Source organism: Paenibacillus algorifonticola, assembly GCF_050481745.1.
Lineage (GTDB): Bacteria > Bacillota > Bacilli > Paenibacillales > Paenibacillaceae > Pristimantibacillus > Pristimantibacillus algorifonticola_A.
In genome coordinates this window covers 18890-32554 of the sequence record NZ_JBCNGR010000045.1, presented here as the reverse complement: position 1 = coordinate 32554, position 13665 = coordinate 18890, and the positions used below count along the sequence as shown (strand labels likewise).

At 44.7% G+C, this 13665-nt stretch carries 11 protein-coding genes; 1 reads left to right on the top strand and 10 read right to left on the bottom strand.

Translation table 11 applies throughout. The features are described 5' to 3' along the window. Positions 1–26: 26 nt before the first annotated feature. The 7 genes from ABEW34_RS28970 to ABEW34_RS28940 form a co-directional block, all read right to left on the bottom strand. A complete protein-coding gene (locus ABEW34_RS28970; protein ID WP_430164368.1) occupies positions 27–497 on the bottom strand; it encodes a heme-degrading domain-containing protein in 471 nt (156 codons plus the stop codon). A gap of 42 nt (positions 498–539) precedes the next feature. After that, a complete protein-coding gene (locus tag ABEW34_RS28965) occupies positions 540–1568 on the bottom strand; it encodes a Gfo/Idh/MocA family protein (RefSeq protein ID WP_430164365.1) in 1029 nt (342 codons plus the stop codon). Between the two features lie 76 nt (positions 1569–1644). Next, a complete protein-coding gene (locus tag ABEW34_RS28960; RefSeq protein ID WP_430164601.1) occupies positions 1645–3264 on the bottom strand; it encodes a response regulator transcription factor in 1620 nt (539 codons plus the stop codon). Between the two features lie 7 nt (positions 3265–3271). Continuing rightward, positions 3272–5002: a sensor histidine kinase gene (locus ABEW34_RS28955; protein WP_430164362.1), complete on the bottom strand. Its 1731-nt coding sequence runs from the start codon at positions 5000–5002 to the stop codon at positions 3272–3274. Positions 5003–5093: 91 nt separating this feature from the next. Then, complete coding sequence (locus tag ABEW34_RS28950; RefSeq protein ID WP_430164359.1) at positions 5094–5972, bottom strand: carbohydrate ABC transporter permease; 879 nt, start codon at positions 5970–5972, stop codon at positions 5094–5096. 111 nt (positions 5973–6083) lie between these two features. Next, positions 6084–6974: an ABC transporter permease gene (locus ABEW34_RS28945; RefSeq protein WP_430164598.1), complete on the bottom strand. Its 891-nt coding sequence runs from the start codon at positions 6972–6974 to the stop codon at positions 6084–6086. A 98-nt stretch (positions 6975–7072) separates the two neighbouring features. Continuing rightward, entirely contained in the window at positions 7073–8842 is a 1770-nt protein-coding gene (locus tag ABEW34_RS28940; RefSeq protein WP_430164356.1) for an extracellular solute-binding protein, read from the bottom strand. 494 nt (positions 8843–9336) lie between these two features. Here ABEW34_RS28940 and ABEW34_RS28935 point away from each other — a divergent pair, with 494 nt between their 5' ends. Continuing rightward, the gene (locus ABEW34_RS28935; protein WP_430164353.1) at positions 9337–11343 is read left to right on the top strand and encodes a M6 family metalloprotease domain-containing protein; all 2007 of its coding nucleotides are present in this window, start codon (positions 9337–9339) and stop codon (positions 11341–11343) included. A 213-nt stretch (positions 11344–11556) separates the two neighbouring features. Here the strand turns inward: ABEW34_RS28935 and ABEW34_RS28930 are convergent, their stop codons facing one another. The 3 genes from ABEW34_RS28930 to ABEW34_RS28920 form a co-directional block, all read right to left on the bottom strand. Beyond that, entirely contained in the window at positions 11557–11997 is a 441-nt protein-coding gene (locus ABEW34_RS28930) for a MarR family winged helix-turn-helix transcriptional regulator (protein ID WP_056042866.1), read from the bottom strand. A gap of 258 nt (positions 11998–12255) precedes the next feature. Continuing rightward, a complete protein-coding gene (locus ABEW34_RS28925; protein WP_430164350.1) occupies positions 12256–13278 on the bottom strand; it encodes an NADH:flavin oxidoreductase/NADH oxidase in 1023 nt (340 codons plus the stop codon). Between the two features lie 17 nt (positions 13279–13295). Continuing rightward, positions 13296–13640, bottom strand: coding sequence for a rhodanese-like domain-containing protein (locus ABEW34_RS28920; RefSeq protein ID WP_430164347.1), 345 nt, complete (start codon positions 13638–13640; stop codon positions 13296–13298). Positions 13641–13665: the final 25 nt, after the last annotated feature.

Genomic DNA, 13665 nt, shown 5'->3' with positions numbered 1-13665 from the left:
TGAAAGCAGCATTCCTGTCAGAGTATTCATTTCGGATAATGGCTTACCCCCAATAAGGCACTTAAACAACTTATTATACGCTCATGCTCATCGACATCTGAGGTACCCGTTACAGCTATGGCGCCTATAAAACCAACTCCCCTTACGACGATTGGGAATCCGCCTCCTGCCGCTACATAGTCGGCAGGACTTAAATGGAGCGCTTGCTCCAGTGTTACGCCTTGCTCCTTCAGCTTCAATTGAATGCCCAATGTACTTTGATTGAGTCTATAAACCGTATTTTTCTTCTTCCGAAGCCACTCATCGTTGTCTACAGTTGTCCCCTCTAATGCAGCGTGGAATATTTGCTGACCGCATTTAGATATATCCACTGCGATAGACTTTCCATCACTTCTGGCTTTGTTTAACAGCCATAAACCTATTTCTATCCCCAAGTCATGACTAAATGTATCAAATTGAAATAACATTTCCTGTTTGGCAATTATCTCATAATTCATCGTCCATTCCTCCATCCCTTTACTTCAAACCCGCCTCGCCCCTTAATCTTCAAAAGGATATTTAAGCCCCCATTGACGTCGCAATTCATCACATTGCTTCATAATCGCTAGGCTTTGATCCCATGTCATCATTGGCGATTGCTTCAGATTTCCCCTTAAACATTCATTCACATGCGCAATCTCAAATTGAAAGCCATCATCTTGAATGCCTTCGACATTTTGAGGCACTTTTTCTTCATAGGACGTCATCTTGCCATCCTTCATCACATGGATTACGGTGGGCTTCCAAAAGGACGGCACTTCAATATGGCCCCCAGTACCGTAGATCATGGCAGTATCGACCATATTCGTTCTCACACCACTGCTCATGACGACAAGCTCGCCTTTATCATACTTGGCAATATAGCTTGCTTGCTCGTCAACCTGTATATGGTATTCATCAGAATCAATAGTAGCGAACCCTGTAAGTGCAACGGGGTTTTTCCCTAATACGGCTTCGGCAAAATGAAGATTATAAATTCCCGTATCCAGCAGGCCGCCACCAGCAAGCTCCGGATTCATCCATCGTTTATCTCGGTATTCGCCCGGCATCCTAAAAGAAAAGGCGATATTCATCGCTCTAACTTCACCGATGCCCTCATCATTTAATAATGACCTTATCTTGTTCATCATCGGAAAAAATCTTGTCCACACGCCCTCCATGAAAAACACATTATTTTTCTTGGCACATGCCAATACTTCAATTAATTCACCTGCATTGACACATACCGGCTTTTCTACCAATACTGATTTTCCGTGCTCCATCGCCATAATTGCCATTTTTTTATGTGCGGGATGCGGGACGGGAATATAGACAACATCAATATCTTCTCTTTCTAACAAAGCCTCATACTCTAGTGCTAAGGGAATTTCGTGCTTTAGAGCCATCTTCTGCGCGCTTTCTATTGTTCTAGAGGATATAGCGACAATTTCCACATCATTCAGCTGTTTAGCACCACTAATCCATCTGTCTACAATACTCCCTGACCCTAATAAACCCCATCTTATTTTTCTTTCCATCGTTATACCCATTCCTTTCGTTTCTCCCAGGACACAAAACGGAATGAAACTCGCAGCCTGGAGATGATAGAAGCTGCTGATTCCTAAGTCAGGATATCCCCGTTCGATCGCGATATTCCTGAGGGGTCATATTCGAAAAGGCCTTAAACAGCTTAATGAAATGCGGCACTGCCTGATAACCAATGATTCGGGCGATTTCGTAAATCTTCTTGTCGCTGCTGCGCAGCAAATACGCCGCCAATTCCATTCGATATCGCAAAATATATTCGCTCAAATTGTTTCCCGTCTCTGCCCGGTATGCTCTCGACAAGTAGGCGGGATGCAGACCGATTTGCGCCGCAAGCGTCTGCAGCGATAAATTGTCGTTCATGTTTTGCTCGACGAATTTATGGACTTTGTCAACTAATCCCGCCTGCTTCACAGATGAATTTTCCAATTGCTCTCTCAGGCAGCGGAATATGAAAAATGCCCACTTCTCCAACTGCTTAAGAGAAGGAGCGGCCGGCATGAGACCAAAGGAGGATGACCCGAACTCGCTTAGCAGCTTTCCTTTTTTGTGCGCCATGTACTGATAGGCGTTAGCAATGGCGAAATACGCTTCATTGGCATGCTCGGGAGGATAGTCGACGCTTTTCAGTTCATCGAATATCTCGATTAACTTCTCCTCCGCATGCAGCCAGTTCCCCGTGTCGAGCAAATGAATGAGGAGTGGAGGTCGATAGAGCGACGTCAGCGTTCCAATCCGAACCTGATCGAGTATGCCCGTGATTCGCAAAAATAGGCCTTGCCTCCCCTCTTCTACCCGCCTCATGCCATCGATGACTGATCGATACAGTCCAGGAACGCCTTCGGGAAAAGACATTCCGCTTACGGCCAGCGCGATAGAAACGCTGCCATTTAAGAGGGCTTCCGCCTTTTTCTTCAGCATAGCCACCCGGACGTCCATCGTAATCCGATCGATTGCCGTCGTTTCTTGGGTCTGTCCGTTCGTATCCGCCTTCCCTTTGGCTGATACGACAAAGACGAGATATTCGTTATGATCTCGGCAGAACCACAAGTGAAAGACATCCCTAAACAATTCCTCTGCCATATTGGTGACCGCATATTCGATGAGTTCTCTATCCATGCTTTCATATTCTTGCAGCCTGCCCTCCAGCCGGACGATGAACAATCCTACTTCCTTATTCAGGGAGAAAGGCAAATCGAGCAGGAAAAGCTTCCGTTCCAGCTCCGCGTAAGGGACGCTGTTATCGTGCAACAGCCGATTCAGCAGCTCGTTGCGCAGCGTAGGCAAATTTTCCCTGAAGGCGTATACGTCGCGCTGCTGCTGCTGTTGCTGCCTCATCTCGCAGGTAATTTCTTCGGATAATTTGCCCAGCATCTCCCGAAGCTGTTCGGGATTTACCGGCTTCATTAAGTAGCCAGACGTATTATACGGTACAACACCTTGCGCATATTCGAAATCGGCATACCCCGAAATCACGATGATTTTGACTTTGCGGCCCATTTCACGTATCTCTCGAATGAGCTCAATTCCGTTCATCTCTGGCATCCGTATATCCGTAATGATGATATGAATGTTTTGTTCCCGATAAAGCTTTAAAGCCTCCTCACCCGTATGGGCTTTATGAATATGCCTGATTCTAAGTTCATCCTTAGGAATGGTAGCGGCTATGCTGTCAACCTGGGAGGGAATATCGTCTACGATCAGAACTTCAAATATCGGAATCGCCTCCGTTCTTAATCATTAATCCCACGCGAAGCCCACCCAAAGAGGAATGTTCGATCAGAAGCCCTGAGGATTGTCCGAAGTAATGCCTTAGACGTTGATGAACGTTCCTTAGCCCAAGGCTGTGATCCGCGCTTGATTTCAACTGCAAGGAGTGCCTTAAAGCATTCAATTCAGCTTGCTGCATTCCGACGCCGTTGTCTTCTACGATGAGTTCCCAGCCTTCCTCGGTCTGTTTGCCGGTTATGACGATTTCGAAGTTCCCCCTCTTGCCTTCCATTCCATGTATGATCGCATTCTCGACAAGCGGCTGAAACAGCAATCGGGGCATAAGCAAAGAAAGCATGCCTGCTTCGATCTGTTCGTGAAATTGCAGGCGCTCGGACTGCATCCGGTGGATTTCCAAATAATTGCGAATCAATTCCATCTCTTCGGCCAAAGAAGTCAATTGCTGCTCCGTCCTGGTCGTATAACGGTAATACTGGCTCAAGTGCTGGGTGAAGGCGACAATCGCTTTCGTCCGTTCAAGCTGAGCCATGCTTTGGATATATGCGAAGTTGTTATACAGAAAATGCGGATTGATTTGCGCCTGCAAATGCTTGAGGGACGACTCTTTGGCCTGAAGCTGCTCCGTGTACACTTTATCGATTAGTGTCTGAATATCGTGGGACATCAGGTTAAACTGCTCGATCAAATAATAAAACTCATTGTTCGATATATGCTTGACCTGATGCCCGTATTCGCCCCGCCGGAGCGACTTCACCGCCCGAATTAAATCGTAGATCGGCTTCTGCACGTTGCGGTACAAAAGCGCGGCGGCGGCAACACCAAGAACCAGCAATAGCAAGCCTGCGGCATAAAACATTTTCTTGCTATGATCGATGGGCTCCAGCACTTTTTGCATCGGTTGGAAATCAATCAAATACCATCCGAGCGAGGCTGACGCCACATAATTGACAAGATACGGTTCATTGTGAAAAGTCAATTTGACTGACCCTTCGGTCGGATTCTGCGCTTTGATTTTATCAAATTGCTTGGCCATCGCATGGATCAGACCGGGCTCTGACTCCCGTGGCATAATCGGCTCGAAGCCCGGACAATAGAGAAACGGCTCTCCAACGCTGCCTTGCTTAAAACGATCCAGCATTTTAACCAGATTTTCCGACGAGAATGAGACTTCAACATACAAATTCGGATTTTCTGGCTTGGCGTTCGATTCGAAAGGAGTTATTAAATCCCGCACAAATGCGTTCTCCGGTCCCCGCTCCGTAACGATCCTGCGATAATCCCAGCGCTGCTGGCTCGAATTTCTGAAGTAATCCGCATCGTGCTGCTGCAAATAATTCGTAGAAACCATTACGTCCGAAACCGGGGAATACACGGTGAAATCGTTTACCCATTGGAAAGTGGTAGACTGCATATCCAGCTTCTGCAGCAGAAGCGTCTTCGATTGCAGCATGGAATAGGAGGGCTCGGAAGAAGAACGGAGCTGCAGCTGCAGCGCATCCGGATCGGATGCAACGACAAAGGCAGCTCGCCATAAACGATCTGCTTCGACGTCCATCTGCTCCACAAAAAAACGGATTCGATTCATGTTGACTTGAAGCAGCTCCTGCTCAACAACGCCGGTACTGATCTTATTCGACGAATTATACATCATAACGACAGGGATGAGCATGAGAATGATCACGATCATGACTTTCGTGAATATATTCATTCTGCCTCCCATAACGCTTCTGTTGTATAACATAGGTCTCCTCCAATTCAATTCCATCTTCTCTGCTGGTCAGATTTAACCCAGGATTAAACTAGGACTTCACCGAGCCCAGCACAATTCCTTTCACAAAATACTTTTGCAAAAATGGATATACGAGCAAAATCGGCAATGCGCCGATAAAAATTTGTGCTGTTTTAATTGTGCGATTGGAGAAATTTGCTACACTTTCCGATGTTACACCAATCCGCGACATATTGTCACTAACAATCATGGAATGCAAATAAGTGGCGAGCGGATACCCATCCGGATTGGTCATATAGATGACGCCGTCAAACCATGAATTCCAATGAGATACCATTGAAAATAAAGATAATGTCGCAATGGACGGCATCGATACGGGCAAATAAACGCTCCAAAGCACTCTCAAATGACCGGCTCCATCGATATGGGCAGCCTCTTCCAGCTCCTGCGGAATCGTCCGGAAGAAATTTAGCATCAAAATCATATTCCACACGCTGACGGCCGAAGGCAATATCAACGCCCAAATGGTATCGATCAGATGCAGCTTGCTGACCAATATATACGAGGGGATCAGACCACCCGAGAACAGCATCGTGAATACGAAAATCCAAATGTAAATTTGACGCCCCGGGAATTTATAGCTGGATTTCGATAAGCTGTAAGAAGCCATCGTGACCACAACCATTGAAAGGATTGTGCCTAACACGGTCCGCTCTACGCCAATCCACATGGCTTTAAGAAATTTGCCGTTGGCTAGCGTCTGGACATAGGCATCCGTCGTAAAGCCGACTGGCCAAAAATTGACGATATTCGCTGTTGCCGCAGCCCGTGAGCTGAAGGATACCGCAAGCACATGGACAAGAGGAAGAATGCAAATGAGCGCCAGCAGGCAGAGAAAGACGGTGTTCAGTATCGTAAATACGGTGTAGCCTCTAGAGCGGTAGTGCATGGTCGACCTCCTCAAGCGTAAACGGTTGAAGCCGTCTTGTGGTGGCAAAGCAACCGTTTCGCGATGAAATATAAGTCTATTTATAGGTGTGAAGCTTATATTTTTTATTTTTTAAAAAATCCGGTAATTAGCTAGTTTATATGCCAATCTGTAGCTGATGACGATCAGGATGAAGCCGATTAACGATTTGAATAGTCCAACCGCCGTTCCGAAGCTGAACTGTCCGTTGTTCAGTCCTTCCCGGTAAACGAAGGTATCAATGATATCCCCGTGCGAATACACGAGCGGATTGTACAAGTTCAAAATTTGATCGAAGCCGGCATCCAAAATCCGACCTAGCGATAGCGTCGCTACCACGATCACAATCGGCATAATAAGAGGAATGGATATGGATTTGACTTGCTGCCAACGGGTAGCCCCGTCGATTTCGGCCGCTTCGTATAAAGCCGGATTGATGCCAATTAGAGTCGCCAAGAAGATAATGGCAGAGAAACCGAATTCTTTCCACACGTCGCTAAGGATGACCGTAAATCGGAACCACGGGCCGTTGCCTAAGAAAAAGATGCTGTCTATGCCGAACGAATGAAGGACACGATTAACGATTCCGCCCTCCGTTGATAGAATATCAAGCATAATGCCGCCCAAGATGACCCATGACAAAAAGTGCGGCAAATAGACAAGCGTCTGTACAACTCTCTTGAAAAACATCTTCCTGACTTCATTGAGCAACAGAGCAAAAATAATAGGAATGAATAAATTCATGAACATCTTAAATGCGGCGATAATTAACGTATTCCATATGACCTGCTTGCCGTCCGGATACGTAAACAGATACCGGAAATGATCCAGGCCTACCCAAGTCGACCCTTTGATGCCAAGCCAGGGTTGATAATCTTGGAAGGCAATAACTACTCCAAACAACGGAATATATTGAAACACGATGCATAATAGTAAGGCCGGCAACAATAGCATGTGGAACGGCCATGTTTTTCTCCAGTACATTGCCACTTCGTACCCTTCCTTTCATTGGAAAAACGGAAAGGAGACCGGCAGCAAATGCTGCCCTCTCCTCCGTCCTCCATTCCTGTTGTCAGCTCGCGTTACTGGTTTTCCGCATACCACGCGTTGACTTCATCCGTAATTTTCTGGCCGCCATTATCCAGCCATTCTTTGACGAATTCATCGAAATACTCGATCGGCTGATCGCCGTAAATGATTTTGAGGTAGCTCTCAGTAGCAAGCTTCTTCAGCAATTCGCCTTTTGATTTCATCGTCGGCGTCATTGGGCCGGTAAAATAGTTTTTGCCCTCTGTGATGCCTTGGTTAATCCGTACGCCCTGACCATCGATTTGTTTCTTCTTCATTTGTTTAACGTCAAATTCTTTGGAGCTTAGGGGCTCAGCGTCAGGGTCGGCCAAAAACTTCTTGACTGGAGCCTCGTTGGAGTAAGGGATCGTCACGCTTGAGCCGAGAATATTCGTCATCATGAATCTCATATCCATACTTCTTCCATCTTTAAGCGGCCATTGGTCTGCCGGAACGCCCGCTGCTTCGTAATCGCCCTTGATGAGCTTGCCGTTGTATTTCACATAATCGTATCCTTCATAGTAACCGTCTTTCCAACGCGGATCGAAGAACGGATCGCCTTCTTGCTCCAATTGCTTTGCAAACATTTTGTTGAAATAAGCAAACCATACTTCAATATCCTTGAAGTCTTTATTAAATACGGTGAAGCCCGAAACCAACATTTTCTCCGCACGACCTACCAAGCCATCCGGACCGGCTGGAAGCGGATATGGCTCAAAGTCGGCTTTTGGATCGTTCTTGGTCGCATCGCTTAGCGGCCAGTCACCCATCCAGGCCGGACCGAACATAATGCCGGCTTTGCCGCTGGCAACCAATTCGGAGGATTTTGATGGATCCTTGATTCCGGCTTCCTTGTCCATATAACCTTTGCTCATCCAATCCTTCATCGTTTGCAAATACAATTTGGCGTCTGGATTAATCGCGCCATAGGTCAGCTTGCCGTCCTCCCCCTTATTCCAGAAGCTGCGGATATCGGAGGTATTGATCATTTGGGTGGTAAGAGCTGCAACAATGGCGTCCGTCTGCCCCATCCAAGTCCACGGTCCTTCTTTAAGCGGAACAGCCAGACCGATCGTATCGTTCTTTCCGTTTTTATCGGGGTCATTCTCCGTAAATTGCTTAAGCACGTTTTCGAACTCGGCCAGCGTCTTAGGCGGCTGAAGACCTAGATTATCAAGCCAGTCTTTGCGAATCCACATCACGGTGCCTTCGTCACCCATGAAGAAGGATGGCAAACCATAAATTTTGCCGTCTTTTTTGACTTCACCTAGTGTGTATCCATAATTTTTCAATAGTTCCTTATAGCCTGGATGCGCATATTTCTCAATAGCTTCGTCCAGAGACATTAGTTTATTAGCTGAAAGCAAGCTTTGAAGCGGCTCCCCCTGGGCTCTGAAAGCATCAGGAAGCTTGGCGCCACTGGAAAGCAGGAGGCGAAGCTTCGTATCGTAATCTTCCGGTTTCGTTACAATAAAATCGAATTTCACATTGATGCCCATATTTTCTTTCATCCAGCGAAGATTCATGTTGTCTTCCATCGACTCGCCGGGCTTGAACGCATTGCCCCTCGAAGCGCCATCATCGACAATGGCAGTCGTAATCGTAACCGGAGGGTCAAACTTCTGTTCCCAAGTACCCGCCCCGGAAGAAGCGCTTTCAGCTGTGCTTGCTGGGCTGCCAGACGGCTCTTGATTATTATTGCTCGAACATGCGGCTAAAGTCGGCAATACTCCAATCGCAATAGAAAGCGCTAACAACTTTGCAAACTTAACATAACGACCCATGTTTTACCCCATTTCTATATATTGATGGTACAAGGAGCTGCGAGGAAATTAGCGGTACTTTATTTCGTTGCAGTCTCATAGCCAATTATAGGGTCATAGAGCGGCTGTTTATATATTCCGTTTTTAACATCATATCAAAAATCGTACATTCATCCTTCCGCTTAGACTTTCTTTGATAATTCTAAACGGAACCCTGCTATCGTTCGAAATCGAGTAGGAGCTGTCCCAAAAGCATGAAGTTTGCTGGAGAGATTGCTCCCTTTCAATCCCCATTCCGCTATTCATCTGCCCGACATTAAGATAATTACATAAATTTAGTAGATATATAAAAAACTAGACACATTGTTAAAATTTGCTTATATTGTGATAGGGAGGATTTTGGTAAGGTTATCGACAGAATACTCCTCTCACCTTTGAAGAGGGGGCGATCTTTATGAATTTATAATGAAAACAATTCTATCATTTTCCAAAGAAAATCTAAAGGAGGAATATTTATGAAAAATAGTTTCAAATTCCTGTTCACATCCGTTTTTTCTTTGATTTGTGTTTTGTGCATTCATACGAGCGTTTTTGCCGCACCAGCATTCAATGGGGTTGTCGAAATGGAGCAACCGTCAGGCGAGTCGTTTCAAGCTACGATGCATGGAGATGAATGGTTCCATTGGGCAAGTACAAACGATGGCGACGTGCTTATACAAGATTCGAACGGGTATTGGAATTACGCTGAACTTACATCAAACGACCTGAAATCGACGGGAGAAAAATATAAAATTGACCAGAAGCCTGCAAAAGCGGTAAATGAGAACCATTTAACCACATGGGTAAACAATTACAATCCTCAAGCTCAGAAAAAACAGGAGCTGATAAATGAGCTGCAAAAGGAATCCTCATCTTCTCTTGAACGTTCAGAATCGAAAGAGTTTACGGGATCCCTACAAAATATTGACGGAACTGTCACTTCAATTTCAGGAACCAAAAAATTACTAGTTTTGTTAATTGAGTTTACAAATATTGATATCGCATATAGCGACAACGATTGGAGCAACAAATTCTTTTCAACAAATCAAAAGTCAATTAAAGATTACTATAATGAAGTGAGTAATGGAAAAGTGCAGCTCACTCCAGCATCCGAATTATATGGCACACAAAATGATGGGGTAGTAAAGGTGAAACTAAACTACGATCATCCGGATATTTCGGGAAAAAGCATGGGAACAGTTATAACAGATGCACTGGCTAAAGCTGATCTTGCGGTGAATTATGCTAGCTTCGATACCAATAATGATCAGGTCATCGATTCCAAAGATGGTTTCTACATTGTAACGATTCTTGCTGGCAATGAAGAGGCTAGTGGTGATCCAGTACCAAATGTTTGGGCACATCAGTCGTTTGCACCCGACTCCAATCACGATGGTGTTACAGTATCAGGTATGTATACGGCGCAAGGTGAAATACAATATGGTCATATGGCAACGATTGGTCTCCTTGCTCATGAACTAGGCCATTCCTTTGGTCTTCCAGATCTCTATGGTTCTAATAATCATGTCGGTGAGCTAAGCATAATGGCTAATGGATCCTGGACTAGTCTTCCAGGAGAAGATTATGGAGCTACACCCACTCATATGGATGCCTGGTCAAAAGTAAAATTAGGGTTTGTAACACCTGTTGTAGTAAATACAACAAACAATGTTACGCTGCATAGCATCCTTAATAACTATAATGTTATAAAAATTCCTTTAGCGGATAATTCCTATTTTCTAGTTGAGAATCGCCAAAAAGTTGGATATGATGCAAGCTTGCCAACCGTTTCTGGCGGCATCGCGATTTGGCATATTGATGAATCCATGAATAATATCCAAAATGATCCTCACCCTTTTATTGATATAGAGCAATCCGTCAGCGAATACCAGGACCCGTTCTATTACACGAATAATAATCATGCTGCTTCCTTTGGTCCAGGCACCAATCCGAATAGTAATACCTACACTGGAAATAATTCGGGAGTTACAATTACGACGACAAGCACAAGTAATTCCGCCATGAATACGACAGTAACAGTAGGAGCAGCCAATCTGATTCCGCAAACGAATTGGACGCTAAAATATGTAGACAGCGATGAATTGTACAATGAAGCCCTGAAAGCCTTTGATGGAAACAACAGCACGTTTTGGCACACAAAATGGTCCCCAGTAGCTCCAATGCCGCACGAGATTCAAATTGATCTGGGTGCATCCTATACCCTCTCCAAATTCAGCTATCTGCCAAGACAAGATGGCCAAGTGAACGGAACGATCAAGGACTATGAGTTCTACGTCAGCACTGATGGGGTAAACTGGGGAACCTTTGCAGCCTCAGGTGCCTTTGCAAATGATACCACTTTGAAAGAAGTCAGCTTTGCAGCCAAGACAGGTCGATATATTAGACTGCGTGCCTTAAGTGAGGTAAACAATAACCCGTGGGCAAGTATGGCTGAACTTAATGTATTTGGAGTGACGCAATAATGTATTTGTGAGGGCAGCTATTGAAATGATTGTACGCTAATGCTACTACAAAAGGTTATCATCTGCTGAGAGGTTCGTTCAGCATTTGATAACCTTTTTAAAAACAGCATATATGGAAAGGAACCCGTCTACTCAAATTCTGTTTCTTACATCTTAATGTGATTTTAGAGTTTACCGTATAGAAGTTGTTCGTTTTACACGCATTAAAATGGTTTAATCATTTGTTGGGCGTTGCTGAATCAAAGTGTGAAGTTCTTTTTGAAATTCGTCCGCCAGACAAGCCGTTTGAATGATTTCATTAAAAGTCAGCAAAGCTCTTTGGAGTTTAGACTCGCCAAGCTCTGTTAAACAAGTATAAACGCCTCTTCGATCATCTTCACAAACATGACGTTGTAAAGCGCCGCAATTTTTGGCTTCCATTCTAACTACCAATCTGGATATGGCACTTTGACTCAAACCGACCATGTCTTGCAGTTGCTGCAATCTCAGCTGTTTATCACTTGTTTGAGACAGAAAATACAGGACATAAAATTCCTTTAATGACAAACTGTATTTCTCCTCTAAAGCACTCTCCAGCTTATTATTAATCTTTGCCTGAATGTCACTAAAACTCAGCCAATTATCTAAAAGTTTGTTATCGGTGTTGGTATTCATCAAGTTTTCACCTGTTCTATTTCATAGTATTTAGTCCATAGGTCGATCAACTTGAACATTTGTTCAGCTGCATATCGTTATTATAACCTTAACCTTGTATCCGTACCAGAGCTTTCATTATTATAGCCTTATATGCTGGGGATATAAGATGTCACTATGCATTTTACTATTTATAGAGGGTGTGAAATGACAAACCGATAACGCACATTGTACGTTCAAGCTAGCGCTGTCGTCATCTTTCTTCTATTCGTTCAGCACTTAGAATCCAGAAGAATACTGTTTAGGGATATCGGTTTCTTTGCCCAGCTTTGATGCGGCTTCCAATGCCCAATAAGGGTTTCTCAGCATTCCTCTGCCAACAGCAACTAAATCAGCATCTTCATTGCCAATGATGGCGTTAGCCAACGTTGGATCATCGAGTCTTCCTACAGCGATCACTGGAATATCAAGAGCTTGTTTGATATCTCTAGCCAATGGCACTTGATAAGCTGCGTGAGTTCCTGGTCTGCCCCATGCAGTAATAGGCCCCTCACCACCGGATGAAATATCGAACATGTCCACCCCTGCTTTTTGATATTCTTTGGCAAACGCGATGCTTTCCTGAATACCGTATCCGCCCTCAACGTATTCCTTGGCTGAAATACGCATTAAGAGAGGCATATCTTCTGGCATCTCGGCCTTCGCCGCCTGAATAATTTCCCGACCAAAGCGGTTCAGGTCTTTTCCATATTCGTCATCCCGTTTGTTCGTAAGTGGGGAGTGGAATTGATGAATCAAATAGCCATGTGCCCCATGAAGCTCAATCGTATCGAAACCTGCCTTCACCGCGCGAGCAACAGCAGTCCGGAATTTCTCTACCAATCCTTTAACCTCTTCGGTTGCAAGTGCGCGCGGCTGCTTTGAATTTTCATCAAACGCAATCGCAGATGGCGCAACAGGAACTTCGGCATCTTCTGCCTTGCGTCCAGCGTGGGCAATCTGAATCCCGACTTTGGCACCGTAGCTATGGCATGCATCTACGATTCGTTTCAGCGCCGGAATCTGCTCGTCAGACCATAAACCTAGATCAAAGTCGGAAATACGCCCATCCGGCTCTACATCTGTCATTTCAATCATAATAAAGCCAGCTCCGCCTACTGCACGGCTAACATAATGCATGTAATGCCATTCTGTAGCGATACCATCTTTTTGATCAACCGAGTACTGACACATTGGCGGCATTACAATGCGATTTTTCAATTCCAAACCTTTGAATGTATAGGGACTAAATAAATCTTTCATGAGAAAGACTCCTCTCGTTATTTAACTACATATAGAAATTCAAAGCCTCGCTTTCGCAAAATTCGCGCAGCTTTTTTTGATTTAAATGCCCTAGTAGACAATATGATGACATTATCCTCACGGACAAGATGCTTTTTCCAAACGTAAGGAAGGCGGCCTAGCGAGATATTGATCGTCCCAGCTGTAGGATCGGCCAAATACTCGAGTGAATCTCGGATATCAATCACTTTATATTCACGAAATTCATCCCGCCGTTTCAAAAAATCTTGATAATCGATATGTTTAAGGTTTGGCAAGGGCCATAACTGACGTATAAAAACGAACATTACAATTATAACGGCTAAAAAAATCAACCAGAACATTCCGAAGCCCTCTCTTATCCCATTC

Excerpts from the sequence above, each read along its gene's own strand:
- ABEW34_RS28925 (WP_430164350.1), bottom strand. The coding sequence starts at position 13,278 with ATGAAAGATTTATTTAGTCCCTATACATTCAAAGGTTTGGAATTGAAA.
- ABEW34_RS28950 (WP_430164359.1), bottom strand. The coding sequence starts at position 5,972 with ATGCACTACCGCTCTAGAGGCTACACCGTATTTACGATACTGAACACC.
- ABEW34_RS28935 (WP_430164353.1), top strand. The coding sequence starts at position 9,337 with ATGAAAAATAGTTTCAAATTCCTGTTCACATCCGTTTTTTCTTTGATT.
- ABEW34_RS28930 (WP_056042866.1), bottom strand. The coding sequence starts at position 11,997 with ATGAATACCAACACCGATAACAAACTTTTAGATAATTGGCTGAGTTTT.
- ABEW34_RS28945 (WP_430164598.1), bottom strand. The coding sequence starts at position 6,974 with ATGTACTGGAGAAAAACATGGCCGTTCCACATGCTATTGTTGCCGGCC.
- ABEW34_RS28940 (WP_430164356.1), bottom strand. The coding sequence starts at position 8,842 with ATGGGTCGTTATGTTAAGTTTGCAAAGTTGTTAGCGCTTTCTATTGCG.
- ABEW34_RS28970 (WP_430164368.1), bottom strand. The coding sequence starts at position 497 with ATGAATTATGAGATAATTGCCAAACAGGAAATGTTATTTCAATTTGAT.
- ABEW34_RS28920 (WP_430164347.1), bottom strand. The coding sequence starts at position 13,640 with ATGTTCTGGTTGATTTTTTTAGCCGTTATAATTGTAATGTTCGTTTTT.
- ABEW34_RS28965 (WP_430164365.1), bottom strand. The coding sequence starts at position 1,568 with ATGGGTATAACGATGGAAAGAAAAATAAGATGGGGTTTATTAGGGTCA.
- ABEW34_RS28955 (WP_430164362.1), bottom strand. The coding sequence starts at position 5,002 with ATGAATATATTCACGAAAGTCATGATCGTGATCATTCTCATGCTCATC.